This window comes from Cognatiluteimonas profundi (genome assembly GCF_009792795.1).
GTDB lineage: Bacteria > Pseudomonadota > Gammaproteobacteria > Xanthomonadales > Xanthomonadaceae > Cognatiluteimonas > Cognatiluteimonas profundi.
Genome location: NZ_VKHQ01000003.1, coordinates 257,950 through 275,197, shown reverse-complemented (window position 1 = coordinate 275,197; position 17,248 = coordinate 257,950). Strand labels below are relative to the sequence as shown.

Below are 17,248 nucleotides of genomic sequence, written 5' to 3'. Positions count from 1 at the left end.
CTTTGTCGTACCGCCCCGCGGGATCCAAGCGCGTCAGGCGATGCGTTCGACCCCGCCCATGTACCCGCGCAAGGCCTCCGGCACGACGATCGAGCCGTCTGCCTGCTGGTAATTCTCCATCACCGCGATCAGCGCGCGCCCGACGGCGACGCCGGAGCCGTTGAGCGTGTGCACCAGTTCCGGCTTGCCGGTGGCCGGGTTGCGCCAGCGCGCCTGCATGCGGCGTGCCTGGAAGTCCCCGCAATTGGAGCAGGAGGAAATCTCGCGGTACGTGTCCTGCGACGGCAGCCAGACCTCGAGGTCGAAGGTCTTGAGCGCGGTGAACCCCATGTCCCCGCCGCACAACAGGACGCGCCTGTAGGGAAGGCCGAGGCGCTCCAGCACGACCTCGGCGCTGCGCGTCATGCGCTCGTGTTCCGCGTCGCTTTCTTCGGGCCGTGCGATCGAGACCAACTCGACCTTTTCGAACTGGTGCTGGCGGATCATGCCGCGCGTGTCGCGGCCATGGCTGCCGGCCTCGGCGCGGAAGCAGATCGAATGGGCCGTGACGCGCATCGGCAGGGCCGCCGCATCCAGGATCGTGTCGCGCGCCAGGTTGGTCAGCGGCACCTCGGATGTCGGGATCAGGTAACGCCTGCTCGCGGCGTCCCCCTCGCCCACCTGGGTCGCGAACAGGTCGTCTTCGAACTTCGGCAGCTGGCCAGTTCCGAGCATCGAGTCGGCATTGACCAGCAGGGGGACATTCGTTTCCTCGTAGCCATGCTCCGACGTGTGCAGGTCGAGCATGAATTGCGCCAGCGCACGGTGCAGGCGAGCCAGCTGTCCGCGCAGCACGGTGAAGCGCGCGCCTGACAGCTTGGCGGCCACGTCCCCGTCCAGCCAACCGTGTCGCGCACCGAGCTCGACATGGTCCTTGGCCGGAAATTCGAACGTGCGTGGAACGCCCCACCGATGCTGCTCGACATTGCCGGTTTCATCGCGGCCCGGCGGGACCGACGCATCGGGGACGTTGGGAATCCCCAGCGCGATGGCGTCGATCTGCCCGCGAATGAGGTCCAGGCGCGCCTCGCTGTCGCGCAGCTCGCCACCGAACGCTGCAACTTCCGCCATCAGGGCGCTGGCGTCCTCGCCTTTCGCCTTTACCTGCCCGATCGCCTTGCTGCGCGTATTGCGCAGGTTCTGCAACTCCTGCGTGCGTACCTGCAGCTGTTTGCGCTCGGATTCCAGGGTCTCCAGCGCCGACACGTCGAGCTCGAACCCGCGCGTCTCGCGCAGGCGCGTGGCGAGTTGCGCCGGTTGGGTGCGGAGCAGTGCGGGATCGATCATGGACAAACCGGCAAGCGGACAGGGGCGTGATTATCGCGTGTTTGACGCTCGCATGAGCGTGCAAGAATGCCGAAGTCCGTTCAAGGGAACGCCAATGTCCAGTCCTTCCCCCAATGAAACCAATCGCGTCCACGTCCCCGATGATCGCGGCATGCGCCGGAACATGACGGACTGGCGACCGTCCAGGCGCACCCTGCTGGTCCTCGGCGCTGCCTTCGCGATCGGATTGCTGCTGTTCTTGTTGATGTGGTGGCGCGATCGCGGCCAGGACTTCTACCGTGCCGATACGGCTCCGGCGGCGACGTCGGAGCAGCAGTTCGAGCCATTGCCGGCGCCATTGCCCGCCGATGCAGGCAACCGTGACAGCCGACTGGGAGAACCGGCGGAAGACGATACGTCGCCGGCCATGGGCAGGATCGAACCGCCGCCCGCGCCGCCACGCGCACCCGAGCAACCGCGCGCGCCCTCGCCCTCGCCACCGGTGAATGCAGGCCCGGCTCCTGGGGCGACACCGGTCGCGATCTCCTCGCCAGCGCCCAGCTACCCGCCCGACGCCTATCGCAAAGGCGAATCGGGCACGGTCGTGCTGCGCATCCACGTCGGGCCTGACGGTATTCCGTATTCGGTCGACCTCGTCCAGAGCAGCCGCTCGCGCTCGCTGGATCGCGCCGCAAGCGACGCCGTCCGGCGCTGGCGCTTCCGGCCGGCGCAACGCGGCGGCCAGCCAGTGGCTGGCGAAGTACAGGTTCCGATCGTCTTCACCGCCGACCGTTGAGTTGAAATGCACGTCCCGTCGCCGGAACACGCGACGTGGACCTGCGCCGTGCCATGGTCCTGTCGACTACACCGCAGGAATGGCCATGGCCTGGCGTATCCGCCACAGCACGCAGGACGAGACCGGCGCTACGCCGCGCGGGAATGCGCATCCCTTGTTCTGGCTGCTGGTACTGGCAGCCTTTCTTGCGATCGTCTGGATGCTCTACAACCGCTACGCGAGCGAGCCGCCGCCTCCGCTGATGACGACACCGCCGCCAAAAACCACGGCGGCAACCCGCGCCGTCAGTCGCATCGTCGATGCCGAACCATTGCGGCCACAGCGCACTGGCAGGCCACCGCGCCCATGAAGCGTCAGGAACGCGGGGGTGGCGGTGCCAGCACCGTGCGATCGCCGTTGTGTTCCTGCGGACTGACGATACCCGCCGCCTCCATCGCCTCGATCAGGCGGGCGGCGCGGTTGTAGCCGATCTTCAGGCGGCGCTGCACGCCCGAGATCGATCCGCGACGCGTCTCGGTGACGATGCGGACGGCCTCGTCGTATAGCGGATCGGACTCGTCCCCTGCCCCGCCACCGCTTTCCGGCAAGCCCGATGCACCGACCACGGTGCCATCGCCGAGCGACTGCACTTCTTCCAGCACGCCCTCGATGTAGTCGGGGCCGCCGCCGCTCTGCTTGAGGTGCTCGACCACGCGATGCACCTCTTCGTCGCTGACGAAGGCGCCATGGATGCGCTCGGGCATCGCGGTGCCGGGGGGCAGGTACAGCATGTCGCCATGGCCCAGCAGCGTCTCGGCGCCGGACTGGTCCAGGATCGTGCGCGAATCGATCTTGCTCGACACCTGGAACGCGATGCGCGTGGGGATGTTGGCCTTGATCAAACCGGTGATGACATCCACCGATGGTCGCTGCGTGGCGAGGATCAGGTGGATGCCCGCGGCGCGCGACTTCTGCGCCAGGCGTGCGATGAGTTCTTCGACCTTCTTGCCGACGATCATCATCATGTCGGCGAATTCGTCGATGAAGATGACGATGAACGGCAGGGCTTCGAGCGGTCGTGGCGCTTCGCCGAGATCCGCGTTGGGCTTGAACAGCGGATCCATCAGCGGCTGGCCGGCATCCTGCGCGTCCTTCACCTTCTTATTGAAGCCGGACAGGTTGCGCACGCCGACGGCCGACATCAGCTTGTAGCGCCGCTCCATTTCGGCCACGCACCAGCGCAGGCCGTTGGCGGCCTCCTTCATGTCGGTGACGACGGGCGCGAGCAGATGCGGAATGCCCTGGTAGACGCTCAATTCGAGCATCTTCGGGTCGATCATCAGCATCCGCACGTCCTTGGCGGAAGCCTTGTACAACAGGCTCAGCACCATCGCGTTGACCGCGACGGACTTGCCCGAACCGGTGGTGCCGGCAACGAGTAGGTGCGGCATGCGCGACAGGTCGGCGACGGTTGGGCGCCCCGCGATGTCCTTGCCCAGCGCCAACGTGAGCGGGCTGCCCGACTTGTCGTATTCCTTGGAACGCAGCAGTTCGCTCAGGAAGATCATCTCGCGGTGCGAGTTGGGGATCTCCAGTCCCACCACGGACTTTCCGGGAATGACATCGACGACGCGCACGGCCTTCACCGACAGTCCGCGCGCGATGTCCTTGTCGAGCGACGAAATCTGGCTGACCTTGACGCCCGGCGCCGGCTCCAGCTCGAAGCGCGTGATCACCGGGCCGGGATACGCACCGACGACCTGCACGTCGATGCGGAAGTCCTTGAGCTTGAATTCGATCTGCCGCGAAACGGTCTCCAGCGTTTCCTCGCTGTAGCCCTTCTGCTGCGGCTTGGGGTCGTCGAGCAGCGCGAGCGGCGGAATGCCGGAGCCATCGCCGACATGGAACAACGGGATCTGCTGTTCGCGCTTGGCGCGATCGCTCTTCTCGACCTGCGCCGGCGCCGGAGGCTCGATCCGGACAGGCGTGCGCTTGGCGCGCAGCTCGCTGTCGAACTTCCGGACCTCACCGCGCTCCTCGCGCATCGCGCGCGCCTGCTGCCATTCGTTCGCCTGTTGCGTGCCGCGGCGAAACAACGGCCCCAGCGCGAGCACGCCCTGGCCGATGCGATCCATCACCGCCAGCCACGACAATCCCGTCGCCAGCGTGACCGATACGAGCAGCAGGGCCAGCAGGAACAGGTTGCCGCCGACCGGACCGAAGCCGCGATACAGCGATCGCCCGACGAGCTGGCCGAGGATGCCGCCACTACCCGCGGAAAAGTCCGGCGCGCTCGCGACGCGAAGATGCAACAGGCCGGTGGCCGCCACGAGGAAGCCCACGATTCCAACAAGTCGCAACGCCGGGCCGAGATCGGCCTCGCCATCGCCATCCGCATCCAGCCCGAACAGCGCGATCCACGCGACGAGGCCCAGCATCACCGGCAACAGATACGCCACGTACCCGGTCAGGTACAGCAGGACGTCCGCCAGCCAAGCGCCGACGCGACCGCCGACGTTGTGCAAGGGCGCCGTGACGCTTCCGGAATGCGACCAGCCAGGATCGGCCGGCGAAAACGTGATCAGGCTGGCGATCAGGTAGAACAGCAGTGGCGCGATCAGGATTAACGCGATGTCGCGCCACATCCGCTGGCGACGCGGATTGGCAGCCGCCGGCGCCACCTTTCGCGAGGCGACGGCACGTTTGCCGCGAGAGGTTTCCGGGACGGGGCGAGCCACCGTGCAGTCACACCTTAAGATAATCCCCTAATGGCCTGATAGTACAAGCCATCAGGGGTAGTCGCCAGCGTCCACTGCGGCGTCGGCCGTGGTCAGAGCTTCATGTCCTGCAGCGCGGGATGCACGATCCTGCCCGCTTCCACGTTGATGCCGCGCACCAGCGGCTGGCTGTCGCGCCAGTTTCCGGACGCCAGCTTGGTCACCCACGGCAGGATCGCCGCGCAGATCGCCTGGGAGGACGTTTGCGGAACGGCGCCCGGCATGTTGGTGACGGCGAAGTGGATCACGCCTTCCTCGACATAGGTCGGCTCCTTCCAGGTGGTCGGACGCGACGTCTCGAAACAGCCGCCCTGGTCGATGGAGATATCCACGACGACAGAGCCCGGCTCCATGCCGCGGACCATCTCGCGGGTCATCACATGCGGCGCGACCGCGCCGGTCACCAGCACCGCACCGACGACCAGGTCGGCGGATGCAACCTCGCGGGCGACCACGTCGTCATAGGGGTACAGCGCGGTGACGTTGTTGCCAAGCCGCATCATTTCGTCCATGCGGTCCTGGCGCTTCTCGAAGACCACGACATTCGCGCCGCCCGCAGCCGCCAGCGCGGCCGAATGCCCGCCCGCGGCGCCGGCGCCGAAGACCACGACCTTGCCGCGCTCGGTCGATGGCAGGCCGCCAAGCAGCTTGCCCTTCCCGCCCATCGGCTGGTGCAGCAGGTGCGTGCCGACCTGCACCGCGATCTTGCCGGCGATGATCGACATCGGCGCCAGCAGCGGAAGGTCGCCGTTCGGCAACTCGACGGTCTCGAACGCGATGCCGGTCAGGCCGATGTCGAGCAGGCGCTTCGTCAGTACCGGCAGCGGGGCCAGGTGCAGGTAGCAGAAGAGCAGGTGATCCTTGCGCAGCAGCGCGAGATCGCCTTCGATCGGCTCCTTGACCTTGACGATGAGCTCGCCGTTCGCATACAGCGTCGCTGCATCGGGCGCGATCTTCACGCCCAACTTGGTGTAGTCGGCGTCCTTGAAACCGGACTTGATGCCGGCGTCCTTCTCGATCCAGACCTCGTGGCCGCGCTTGACCAGATCGCCAGCGGCAGCGGGAACGAGCGCAACGCGCCCTTCAAGGGTCTTGGTTTCCTTCGGTACACCAATACGCATCGGATTGCCTCGCAAGATGGGAGTTTCCGGCCGATGATCGGCCGATGTCGGCACGGCGCCTTTGACGCGCCCTTGTTTTGAGGGGAACCCGCCGCCAATCTATGCGGCCTGCGCCACGGCGATGACACTCGCCAGGCGACGATCCCCGAACCTGACAATTATACCCATGACCTCCCTTTCAATCAGTTCGTCGAAGCATTGCCGCCTGCTGATCCTCGGCTCCGGGCCTGCCGGCTGGACTGCCGCCGTCTATGCGGCGCGCGCCAACCTCAAACCCGTGCTGGTGACCGGCCTGCAGATGGGAGGGCAGCTGATGACGACGACGGAGGTCGACAACTGGCCCGGCGATGCGCACGGCCTCATGGGACCGGACCTGATGACGCGCATGCAGGCGCACGCCGAGCGCTTCGACACCGAGGTGATCTTCGACCACGTGCACAGCGCCGACCTGTCGCAGCGACCCTTCCGCCTGAAAGGCGACAACGGTGAATACACCGCCGATGCACTGATCATCGCCACCGGCGCCACCGCCAAATACCTGGGGCTGGAATCGGAGGACGCATTCAAGGGACGCGGCGTGTCGGCTTGCGCCACCTGCGACGGGTTTTTCTTCAAGGACCAGGACGTTGCGGTGGTCGGTGGCGGCAACACCGCCGTCGAGGAAGCGCTGTACCTGGCCAACATCGCGCGCAAGGTGTACCTCGTGCACCGACGCGACACGCTGCGCGCCGAAAAGATCATGCAGGACAAGCTGCAGGCCAGGATCCAGGCCGGGAAGATCGAGCCGGTATGGCACCACGTCGTCGACGAAGTGCTGGGCGACGATGCCGGCGTCACCGGCTTGCGCGTCAAGTCGACGCTCGATGGCGCCACGAAGGATCTCGTCATCCATGGCCTGTTCGTCGCGATCGGACACACGCCGAACACGTCGTTGTTCGAAGGCCAGCTGGCCATGAACAACGGCTACATCGAGATCCGGTCCGGCCTGTCGGGCGGCGCCACGGAAACCTCGGTCGGCGGCGTCTTCGCCGCTGGCGACGTCGCCGACCAGCATTACCGCCAGGCGATCACCTCGGCTGGATTCGGCTGCATGGCGGCACTGGATGCCGAGAGGTTCCTCGACAAGGACGTCTGATGCGCGTTCCCGCCCATTGAAGGCCAGGCCTTGAGCAATGTGCGCACCATCGCCGCGCTTGGGGACATCCCGGCATCGCAATGGGACGCGCTGCACGATGGACGCAATCCGTTCGTCTCCCATGCATTCCTGGCGGGGATGGAACGCCATGGTGTCGTCCGCGCGCGCACCGGATGGATACCGCACCACTTGACGGTCTGGGACGGCGACGCGCTCATCGCCGCGGCACCCGGATACCTCAAGGCCAATTCGCATGGCGAATTCGTCTTCGACCACGCATGGGCACATGCCTACGCACGCCATGGCCTGGACTATTTCCCCAAATGGCTGTGCGCGGTGCCGTACACGCCGGTCACCGGGCCGCGGCTGTTAGCCCGCGATGACAGCGCCCGCAAGCTGCTGCTCGATGCCGCCATCGCCGAGGCGACGAGGCGCCAGCTGTCGTCGGCGCACGTGAATTTCATCACTGCGGAAGATGACGCCGCTTTCGGGGACGACTGGCTTGCGCGCATCGACATCCAGTACCACTGGCGCAATGCATCGGGCTGGATGGACTTCGATGCGTTCCTGGCAGCGATGGACCACAAGCACCGCAAGAACATCCGGCAGGAGCGCGCGAAGGTCGCGCGGTCCGGCGTCACGCTGCGCGTCGTGCACGGTGACGAGGCCAGCGCCGGCGAACTGGAGGCGATGCATGGCTTCTATCTGCAGACCTTCGCCGAGTACGGCAATACCCCGGCGTTGACGCTGCCATTCCTGCAGCACCTTGCGCGGACAATGCCGCGGCAACTCGTGATGTTCCTGGCCCAGCGCGGCGAGGACATCATCGCCGGCGCCCTGTGCCTGCGTGGCGGCGACACCCTGTACGGCCGTTACTGGGGTGCGAGCGAAGCGGTGCCTGGCCTGCATTTCGAGACCTGCTACTACCAGGGCATCGACTACTGCCTGCGCGAGGGTCTGGCGATCTTCGAGCCCGGGGCACAAGGCGAGCACAAGCTGGCCCGCGGATTCCTGCCGACCGTCGTCCGCAGCCGTCACTGGATCGCAGAGCCCGTCTTCGCCCAGGCGCTTGGCCCGTGGTGCAGCGAGGAGGCCGCCGCGATCCTGCGATACAAGGCCTTGCTGGACACGCACACGCCGTTCCGCGGCGCCTGATCACACTGCGCGCATGCAACTGACATTGCCCTGGCTGGATGCCGACCCGGCCGCACCGTTTCCACCCGCCGACTCGGCGCTTGTCGAACCGGCGGGACTGCTGGCGGCTGGCGGCGACCTGTCCCCCGCCCGGCTGCTGAACGCTTATCGCAGCGGAGTATTTCCCTGGTTCTCGGAAGGACAGCCGTTGCTGTGGTGGTGTCCCGATCCGCGCGCGGTATTCCGGACCGACGGCGTCCTGTTGTCGCGTCGCTTCAGGCGGCAGCTGCGGAGCTCGCACTGGGTGCTGCGCGCCGATACGGCATTCGACGAAGTGGTCGCGGCCTGCGCACGCACGCCCCGGCCAGGCCAGAAAGGAACATGGATTACCGCCGGCATGCAGGCGGCCTACGGTCAACTGCATCGCATGGGACATGCGCACTCCATCGAGGTGTTCGACGGCGGGCGTCTCGTTGGCGGCATCTACGGGGTTGCGATCGGCAGGATGTTCTTCGGCGAAAGCATGTACAGCGGCGTGTCCGGCGCATCGAAAGCGGCACTGGCCGGCCTCGCCTTCCGCCTGCGCGAATGGGGCTGGCCGCTGATCGATGCACAGGTCGAGAATCCCCACCTCGACAGCCTGGGCGCGGAATCCTGGCCCCGGGAACGATTCCTGCGGGAGATTGCGGCTTTGACGGCCCGCAATGCGCCAACCGGAGCGTGGACCGGGCGATTCGGCGAACTGGCGGCGGCCAGCCTGTCCGAATGACCACCCTTTTTGCGCCTGCAGTGCCCCTCGTGCCAGAATGCCCGACTTTCCCGGCGGCATTCCGCCTGGCTGCACAGGCCTGTCGCCTGTCAATCGCGTTGCAACACCAGGAAACACATGGCGAAAGATGACGTCATCGAATTTGAAGGCACGGTCTCCGAAACACTCCCGAACACGATGTTCCGGGTGAAGCTGGAGAACGGGCACGAGATCATTGCCCACATTTCGGGCCGGATGCGGAAGAACTACATCCGCATCCTCACCGGCGACAAGGTCAAGGTCGAAATGACCCCCTATGACCTGAGCAAGGGCCGCATCACCTACCGGATGAAGTAACCCGGCAGGCGGTCAAAAAAAGGCGGCCATTGGCCGCCTTTTTTGTTGCCTGGACGGGCTTACACCGTCACTGGAAGCAGCTTCTCGGGCTCGGGTTCGGAGTCCACGACCAGCTCGCCATCCTTGACGTCGATGCTGACGCGGCCGCCACGCACGAGCTTGCCGAACAGCAGTTCGTCCGCCAGCGGGCGCTTGATCCTGTCCTGGATCACCCGCGCCATCGGTCGAGCGCCCATCAGCGGGTCGAAGCCGTGTTGCGCCAGCCACTCGCGAGCGACCGGCGTGGCCGACAGACTGACGTTCTTTTCGTGCAGTTGTGCCTCCAGCTCGATCAGGAACTTGTCCACGACCCGCAGGATGTGGTCCAGCCCAAGCGCCTGGAACTGCACCACCGCGTCCAGGCGGTTGCGGAATTCCGGGCTGAAGCTCTTGCGGATGACTTCCATCGCATCGGTGCTGTGGTCCTGCTGCGTGAAGCCGATCGTGCGGCGGGCCGCCAGCGCCGCGCCGGCATTGGTCGTCATCACCAGGATCACGTTCTTGAAGTTCGCCTCGCGGCCGTTGGTATCCGTGAGGACACCGCGATCCATGACCTGCAGCAGGATGTTGAAGATGTCCGGATGCGCCTTCTCGACCTCGTCCAGCAGCAGCACGCAATGCGGCGTCTTGACGATCTTTTCGGTCAGCAGGCCACCCTGGTCGAAGCCCACATAACCCGGGGGCGCACCGATCAGCCGCGAGACCGAATGCGGCTCCATGTACTCCGACATGTCGAAGCGCACCAGCTCGATCCCCAGCTGCAACGCCAACTGCTTGGTGACCTCGGTCTTGCCGACGCCGGTGGGACCGGCGAACAGGAAATTGCCGATGGGCTTGTCGGGATTGCCCAGGCCAGAGCGCGCCAGCTTGATGGCCGACGTCAGCGTGCCGATCGCGGCGTCCTGCCCGAAGATGACCATCTTCAGGTTGCGCTCCAGGTGCTGCAGCACATCCTTGTCGGACGCGCTGACCTGCTTGGCCGGGATCCGCGCCATCTTGGCGATGATCATCTCGACCTCCTCCACGTCGATCAGCGTCTTGCGCTGGTCCAGCGGCAGCAGGCGCTGGCGGGCGCCAGCCTCGTCGATCACGTCGATGGCCTTGTCGGGCAACAGGCGGTCGCCGATGTGCTTGACCGACAGGTCCACTGCCGCCTGCAGCGCTTCGTCGGCATAACTGACGCCGTGGTGCGCCTCGTATTTCGGACGCAGGCCATGCAGGATCTCGACCGTCTCGCCGACGGTGGGCTCCACGATGTCGATCTTCTGGAATCGCCGCGCCAGGGCGCGGTCCTTCTCGAAGATGCCGCGGTATTCCTGGAAGGTGGTCGAGCCGATGCAGCGAAGCTCGCCCGAGGCCAGCGCGGGCTTGATCAGGTTGCTGGCATCCATGGTGCCGCCACTCGCCGAGCCCGCACCGATGATGGTGTGGATCTCGTCGATGAACAGCACGGCGCCGGGAATTTTCTTCATCGCCGCCAGGACGGCCTTGAGGCGCTTCTCGAAGTCGCCGCGATACTTCGTGCCGGCCACCAGGGCGCCCAGGTCGAGTGCGTAGATGGTGGCGTCGGAGAGGACGTCGGGAACCTCCCCGTCGACGATGCGCTTGGCGAGGCCTTCGGCCAGCGCCGTCTTGCCGACGCCTGCCTCACCGACGTACAGCGGATTGTTCTTGCGGCGCCGGCACAGGACCTGGATCGTCCGCTCGACTTCGTCGGCGCGGCCGACCAGCGGGTCGATCTTTCCCGCCATCGCAAGCTCGTTGAGGTTGCTGGCGTATTCCGCCAAGGCATCGCCCTTGCCTTCGGAGTCGCCCGCTTCGGCGCGGGTGCCCTCCTCCTGCCCAGGCGCTTCCTCACCGCCGAGCTTGGCGATGCCATGCGACAGGTAGTTGACGACATCCAGGCGGGTGACGTCCTGCTGGTTCAGGTAATACACCGCATGCGAGTCCTTCTCGCCGAAGATGGCGACCAGGACATTCGCGCCGGTGACCTCCTTCTTGCCGGAGGACTGCACGTGGTAGACGGCGCGCTGCAGCACGCGCTGGAAACCGAGGGTGGGCTGGGTGTCGCGCCCGTCGTCGGCATCGAGCTTGACCACCGATTTGTCGATCGCCTGCTCGAGTTCCGAGCGCAGGCGCGCGAAATCGGTGCCGCTGGCCTTGAGCACCATCTCCGCCGACGGGTTGTCGAGCAGAGCGAGCAGCAGGTGTTCGACCGTCATGTACTCGTGACGCGCCTCCCGGGCGCGCTTGTAGCACTGGCCGATGCTGTATTCGAGATCCTTGCTGAACATGGGGCTGAAGCCCTCCGGAAACTGTGGACATCACTGTCGACGATGTGGGGCGGCAGCCACCCTCACACAAGCCCCGCGAGCCCCGTTCTACGCCTTCTCCATGGTGCACAACAACGGGTGCTGGTTCAGCCGTGAGTATTCGTTCACCTGTGCCACCTTCGACTCTGCCACCTCGCGCGTGTAGACGCCGCACACACCCCTGCCCCGGGTATGGACGTGGAGCATGATCTGGGTGGCTTTTTCGATGTTCAGCCCGAAAAACCGGACCAGGACTTCCACCACGAATTCCATCGGGGTGTAGTCGTCGTTGAGCAGCAGGACCGAGTACAGCGGTGGTCGTTCGACCTCCGGCTTGCTGGTTTCCACCATGACGCCGTGGTCGCGTTCGTGTCCCGGATTGGTTGCCATGCGTCGATTATACGAAGACGCGGGCGCGAGCCGGCATTGGACGGCGCAAGGACTCCCGAAGACAATGGCAGCATGGGCTATCGTCAAGGACGTTTCTGGCAGCCGGACGTGACCGTCGCAACCGTCGTGGTTCGCGACGGCAAGCTGCTGTGCGTGGAAGAGCGCGTCAACGGCCAGGTCGTGATCAACCAGCCAGCTGGTCACCTGGAGCCCGATGAGAGCCTTGTCGACGCGGCATTGCGGGAAACCAGCGAGGAGACCGGCTGGGACGTGCAGCTGAGCGCCTTCATCGGCGCCTATCAGTGGAAGGCGCCCATGCAGGCCGATGGCAGCGGCGGTCGGCACTACCTTCGATTCGCATTCGCGGCCGAGCCCTTGTCCCTGGATGCGTCACGATCCCTCGACGAGGGCATCGTCCGCGCGATCTGGCTGACCCCCACCGAGCTGATGCAGCAGCAGGCGCGCCATCGCAGCCCGCTGGTCTGGCAGGTGGTGGCCGATTACCTGGCCGGCCGGCGGCATCCGCTGTCGATGTGCCAGCAGATGGCATGAGCGCTCCCGACGTCATCGTGGGGATGTCCGGCGGGGTCGATTCGTCGGTGGCCGCCTTGCTGCTGCGCGATGCGGGCGTGGCGGTAGCGGGCTTGTTCATGCAGAACTGGGCCAGCGACGACAGCAGCGATTGCCGTGTCGAGGACGATCGCCGCGACGCCGTCGCGGTCAGCGGTCGCCTCGGCATTCCGATCCACTTCCGTGACTTCTCCAGCGAATACCTGGAGGGGGTGTTCAAGCACTTCCTTGCCGAATATGCCGCCGGCCGGACACCGAACCCGGATGTCCTTTGCAACCGGGAGATCAAGTTCAAGCACTTCCTGGACGCCGCCCGAGACCTCGGCGCGGAGTCGATCGCAACCGGCCACTACGCGCGTGTCGAAAGGCGCAACGGCAGCTGGCGGCTGCTGCGCGCCGTCGACACCAGCAAGGACCAGAGCTATTTCCTGCATCAGCTCGGACAGTCCCAGCTGGCCGCCACGCGCTTTCCACTCGGTGGGATGCTCAAGTCGGAGGTGCGGCGGATTGCCGCGGACGCGGGACTCCCGACGGCGGCCAAGAAGGATTCGACCGGCATCTGCTTCATCGGCGAGCGCGACTTCCGGCAGTTCCTGTCGCGCTACCTTCCGGCGCAACCCGGCGAGATCCGCGACCCGACCGGCCGCCTGCTCGGCGAGCATGGTGGCGTGTGCTACTTCACGCTGGGCCAGCGCGAGGGTCTGCAGTTGGGCGGCATTCGCGGCCGCGAGCAGGCGCCGTGGTACGTGGTCGGGAAGGACGTCGCCCGCAACATCCTGTACGTGGACCAGGGCATCGACAGCCCGTGGCTGCAGTCGACGACACTGTCGTCCGAGGACGCGCACTGGATCGCCGGCAGCGCGCCCTCGTCACGCTTCTCCTGCACGGCCCAGACGCGTTACCGACAGCAGGCGGAAGCCTGCGATGTCATGGTTCGCGATGACGGCACGCTCGACGTGCGCTTCTCCCGCAGCCAGCGCGCTGTGACCCCCGGGCAATCGCTCGTGTTGTATGACGCAGAAGCCTGCCTTGGTGGTGCCGTGATCCTGTCGACCGATGCTCCACTGGAATCCATGCAACGCGGACAGGCGGCATGACCGGTTCCGGCGAACGCCTGCTCGCACTGGGTGGACTGGCCCAGGCCCTGCAACAGGTCCGGCGCATTGCCGACACCGGCCAGGCCGATGCAGCCATCCTCGCCACCGCGCTGGACAGCGTCTTCCGCATCGATGCGGAAACGGCATCGGATGTCTACGGCGGCGAAGCTGCCGTGCGACCGGGGATGCTGATCCTGCGCGATTACTTCCATAACGAGGCGCGCGACGAATTGCTGCCGCGCCTGTCGCTCGCGGTGATACAATTGGAGCGGCGGTTCAGCCGCGATGCGATGGCGCAGCGCGTGCACGACGCACTGGTCGAACTGGCACCCACGCAAGCCCAGCTCGGCAGCAGCCATCCGCAGGTGCTTGCAGCCCTCGGCAGCCTGTACGCCGACACGGTCAGCCACCTTCGCCCGCGGGTGCTGGTCCAGGGCAATCCGCATTACCTCGGGCAGGCCACGGTGGTGGCGGAGATTCGCGCAGTACTGCTCGCCGGCCTGCGATCGGCGGTGCTCTGGCGACAACTCGGCGGCAGCCTCTGGGACTTCCTCCTGCACCGCAGATCCATGGTCGACGCCATCGATCAATGGCTGGATTGACCGCACGGAGTCGCCCGCAAGCTGATCACGCATGCCGCTGCACACCGTTTGCGGCATAATTGCAGGGCTGAATGCGGTGTTTTCTCCCGCCTCCCCCTTTCTTTTTCCGGAGCCCCTCGCATGGCCGACTCCTTTGCCACCCGCGCCCACCTTCAAGTCAACGGCAAGTCCTACGCCTATGCCAGCCTGCCCAGGCTCGGGGAGCGCTTCGACCTGACCCGGCTGCCCTACTCGCTGAAGATCCTGCTCGAGAACCTGCTGCGCCACGAAGACGGCGTGACCGTGCTTCCGGCCCACATCGAAGCGCTCGCGCAATGGGATCCGAAGGACGAACCGGAAACCGAAATCGCCTTCATGCCGGCACGCGTGCTGTTGCAGGATTTCACCGGCGTGCCCTGCGTGGTCGACCTGGCGGCGATGCGCGATGCCGTGCACAAGCTCGGCGGCAAGGCCAGCCAGATCAATCCGCTCATCCCCTCCGAACTGGTCATCGACCATTCGGTGCAGGTTGACGTGTTCGGCCGCACCGACGCGCTGGAGCTCAACGGCAAGATCGAGTTCGAGCGGAACATGGAGCGCTACAGCTTCCTGCGCTGGGGCCAGAAGGCGCTGAAGAACTTCAAGGTCGTGCCGCCAAGCACCGGAATCGTGCACCAGGTGAACCTGGAGAACCTCGCACGCGTGGTGATGGAACGCGAAGTCGACGGCGAGCTGCTCGCATTCCCGGACACCGTGTTCGGCACCGATTCGCACACCACGATGATCAATGGACTGGGCGTGCTGGGCTGGGGCGTCGGCGGCATCGAGGCGGAGGCGGCCATGCTGGGCCAGCCGTCGTCGATGCTGATCCCGCAGGTCGTCGGATTCCGGCTGACCGGACGCCTGCCCGAAGGCGCCACGGGAACCGACCTGGTCCTGACCGTGACCCAGATGCTGCGTGCGCTCGGCGTCGTCGGTAAGTTCGTCGAATTCCATGGCGATGGACTCCAGCACCTGCCGCTGGCCGACCGCGCCACCATCGCCAACATGGCGCCGGAATACGGCGCCACCTGCGGCATCTTCCCGATCGATGCCGAAGCCGTCACCTACCTGCGGCTCTCGGGCCGCACCGAGGAGCACATCGCGCTGGTCGAGGCCTACGCCAAGGCGCAGGGACTGTGGCACACGCCCGATTCCCCGCAGGCCCGCTACAGCGCGACGCTGGAGCTGGACCTGGGCGACGTGCGCCCGTCGCTGGCAGGTCCCAAGCGCCCCCAGGACCGGGTGCTGCTGGAGAAGATGCGCGACAACTTCACCGCCAATCTCGAAGGCCTGCTCACCGCCAATCGCAAGGCGCGCAAGACCGAGATCAAGCGCATGGATGCCGAAGGCGGCGACCAGCCGCAGGCCGAGCACCTGGCTGCCAGCCCGCGCTCGAAGATCCGTATACGCGACCAGGATTGCGAATTGACCGATGGCTCGGTGGTCATCGCGGCGATCACGTCGTGCACCAACACCTCCAATCCCGCGGTGATGCTGGGCGCGGGACTGCTGGCGCGCAATGCCGTGCGCCTCGGGCTCAAGACCAAGCCGTGGGTGAAGCCGTCGATCGGCCCGGGCTCGCTCGTGGTCACCGACTACCTGAAGAAGGCCGGCGTGCTGGCCGACCTCGAGCAGCTCGGATTTTTCATCGTCGGCTACGGTTGCACGACCTGCATCGGCAACTCGGGCCCCTTGCCCGACGAAGTATCGAAAGGCATCGCGGAAAACGACCTGGTCGTCGCTTCCGTCCTGTCCGGCAACCGCAACTTCGAGGGCCGCGTGCATCCCGAAGTGAAGATGAACTACCTCGCCTCGCCGCCGCTCGTCGTCGCGTACGCGCTGGCCGGCACGGTCGACATCGACCTCAACACCCAGCCGCTGGGCACGACACCCGACGGCAAGGACATCTACCTGCGTGACATCTGGCCGAGCAACAAGGACATCGGCGACATGATCGCCGCGACCGTGGGCCCGGAGCTGTTCGCGCAGAACTACGCCGACGTCTTCAAGGGCGACAGCCGCTGGAACCAGATCGCCTCGCCCGATGGCGAAAGCTACGCATGGGATGCCGGCTCGACCTACATCAAGAACCCGCCCTACTTCGACGGCATGACCATGGACGTCGGCAACATCGATGACGTGCGCGGCGCGCGCATACTCGGGTTGTTCGGCGACTCCATCACGACCGACCACATCTCGCCGGCAGGCAACATCAAGAAGGAATCGCCCGCGGGCCGCTTCCTCATGTCGCGTGGCGTGCAGCCGGCCGACTTCAACAGCTATGGCTCTCGTCGCGGCAACGACGACGTGATGGTGCGCGGCACGTTCGCCAACATCCGCATCAAGAACCTGATGCTGGGCGGGGAGGAAGGCGGCAATACGCTGTACTTCGACAAGCAGGGCACGCCGGGCGAGAAGCTGGCGATCTACGACGCCGCCATGAAGTACAAGGCCGACGGCGTTCCGCTGGTTGTCTTCGCCGGGAAGGAATACGGCACGGGTTCGTCGCGCGACTGGGCAGCCAAGGGCACCAACCTGCTGGGCGTCAAGGCCGTGGTGGCGGAAAGCTTCGAGCGCATCCACCGCTCCAACCTGGTGGGCATGGGTGTTTTGCCGCTGCAGTTCATGGACGGCGAAAACGCCCGCGTGCTCGGACTCGATGGCAGCGAGACGGTTGCCATCAACGGACTTGAGGACGGCGCATCCAGGACCGCGGCGGTGACAGCCACCCGCAGCGATGGCACGGTCATCAGCTTCCAGGTCCAGGTCCTGCTGCTCACGCCCAAGGAAGTCGAGTACTTCCGCAATGGCGGCATCCTGCATTACGTGCTTCGTCAGCTGGCAGCACGCAAGGCCGCCTGATCA

The 17,248-nt window shown here is 65.9% G+C and carries 15 protein-coding genes; 10 read left to right on the top strand and 5 right to left on the bottom strand.

All coding sequences use genetic code 11. From position 1 onward, the window contains the following. Positions 1-33: 33 nt before the first annotated feature. The gene (gene serS, locus GST15_RS03255) at positions 34-1,326 is read right to left on the bottom strand and encodes a serine--tRNA ligase (RefSeq protein ID WP_159015826.1); all 1,293 of its coding nucleotides are present in this window, start codon (positions 1,324-1,326) and stop codon (positions 34-36) included. A 94-nt stretch (positions 1,327-1,420) separates the two neighbouring features. On the opposite strand from serS, the gene GST15_RS03250 reads away from it, so the two are divergent. Both GST15_RS03250 and GST15_RS03245 read left to right on the top strand, forming a co-directional pair. Continuing rightward, positions 1,421-2,101, top strand: a complete 681-nt coding sequence (locus GST15_RS03250) for an energy transducer TonB (RefSeq protein ID WP_233263032.1) — start codon at positions 1,421-1,423, stop codon at positions 2,099-2,101. An 85-nt stretch (positions 2,102-2,186) separates the two neighbouring features. After that, the gene (locus GST15_RS03245; RefSeq protein ID WP_159015825.1) at positions 2,187-2,450 is read left to right on the top strand and encodes a hypothetical protein; all 264 of its coding nucleotides are present in this window, start codon (positions 2,187-2,189) and stop codon (positions 2,448-2,450) included. A gap of 4 nt (positions 2,451-2,454) precedes the next feature. Here GST15_RS03245 and GST15_RS03240 read toward each other — a convergent pair whose 3' ends face one another. Next, positions 2,455-4,818 carry a DNA translocase FtsK gene (locus GST15_RS03240; RefSeq protein ID WP_159015824.1) on the bottom strand — a complete coding sequence of 788 codons (2,364 nt, stop codon included), beginning with the start codon at positions 4,816-4,818 and terminating at the stop codon, positions 2,455-2,457. 92 nt (positions 4,819-4,910) lie between these two features. Further along, complete coding sequence (locus tag GST15_RS03235; RefSeq protein ID WP_159015823.1) at positions 4,911-5,978, bottom strand: alanine dehydrogenase; 1,068 nt, start codon at positions 5,976-5,978, stop codon at positions 4,911-4,913. 166 nt (positions 5,979-6,144) lie between these two features. On the opposite strand from GST15_RS03235, the gene trxB reads away from it, so the two are divergent. The 4 genes from trxB (at position 6,145) to infA (ending at position 9,352) form a co-directional block, all read left to right on the top strand. Further along, positions 6,145-7,113, top strand: a complete 969-nt coding sequence (trxB, locus tag GST15_RS03230; protein ID WP_159015822.1) for a thioredoxin-disulfide reductase — start codon at positions 6,145-6,147, stop codon at positions 7,111-7,113. A gap of 30 nt (positions 7,114-7,143) precedes the next feature. Beyond that, the gene (locus GST15_RS03225) at positions 7,144-8,268 is read left to right on the top strand and encodes a GNAT family N-acetyltransferase (protein WP_159015821.1); all 1,125 of its coding nucleotides are present in this window, start codon (positions 7,144-7,146) and stop codon (positions 8,266-8,268) included. Between the two features lie 13 nt (positions 8,269-8,281). Continuing rightward, a complete protein-coding gene (gene aat, locus GST15_RS03220) occupies positions 8,282-9,016 on the top strand; it encodes a leucyl/phenylalanyl-tRNA--protein transferase (RefSeq protein WP_159015820.1) in 735 nt (244 codons plus the stop codon). A gap of 117 nt (positions 9,017-9,133) precedes the next feature. Beyond that, positions 9,134-9,352 (top strand): translation initiation factor IF-1, encoded by a 219-nt coding sequence (gene infA / locus GST15_RS03215; protein WP_159015819.1) that lies wholly within the window; start codon positions 9,134-9,136, stop codon positions 9,350-9,352. Between the two features lie 59 nt (positions 9,353-9,411). On the opposite strand, the gene clpA is transcribed toward infA, so the two are convergent. Together clpA and clpS are read right to left on the bottom strand one after the other, a co-directional pair. Then, entirely contained in the window at positions 9,412-11,685 is a 2,274-nt protein-coding gene (gene clpA / locus GST15_RS03210) for an ATP-dependent Clp protease ATP-binding subunit ClpA (protein ID WP_159015818.1), read from the bottom strand. 87 nt (positions 11,686-11,772) lie between these two features. After that, complete coding sequence (gene clpS, locus GST15_RS03205) at positions 11,773-12,093, bottom strand: ATP-dependent Clp protease adapter ClpS (protein WP_159015817.1); 321 nt, start codon at positions 12,091-12,093, stop codon at positions 11,773-11,775. A 72-nt stretch (positions 12,094-12,165) separates the two neighbouring features. On the opposite strand from clpS, the gene GST15_RS03200 reads away from it, so the two are divergent. The 4 genes from GST15_RS03200 (at position 12,166) to acnA (ending at position 17,245) form a co-directional block, all read left to right on the top strand. Beyond that, the gene (locus tag GST15_RS03200) at positions 12,166-12,645 is read left to right on the top strand and encodes an NUDIX hydrolase (RefSeq protein ID WP_159015816.1); all 480 of its coding nucleotides are present in this window, start codon (positions 12,166-12,168) and stop codon (positions 12,643-12,645) included. Next, the gene (gene mnmA / locus GST15_RS03195) at positions 12,642-13,760 is read left to right on the top strand and encodes a tRNA 2-thiouridine(34) synthase MnmA (RefSeq protein ID WP_159015815.1); all 1,119 of its coding nucleotides are present in this window, start codon (positions 12,642-12,644) and stop codon (positions 13,758-13,760) included. Before GST15_RS03200 ends, mnmA begins: the two co-directional genes overlap by 4 nt. Then, entirely contained in the window at positions 13,757-14,362 is a 606-nt protein-coding gene (locus GST15_RS03190) for a lysogenization protein HflD (protein WP_159015814.1), read from the top strand. Before mnmA ends, GST15_RS03190 begins: the two co-directional genes overlap by 4 nt. Before the next feature lie 120 nt (positions 14,363-14,482). After that, positions 14,483-17,245 carry an aconitate hydratase AcnA gene (gene acnA / locus GST15_RS03185; RefSeq protein WP_159015813.1) on the top strand — a complete coding sequence of 921 codons (2,763 nt, stop codon included), beginning with the start codon at positions 14,483-14,485 and terminating at the stop codon, positions 17,243-17,245. Positions 17,246-17,248: the final 3 nt, after the last annotated feature.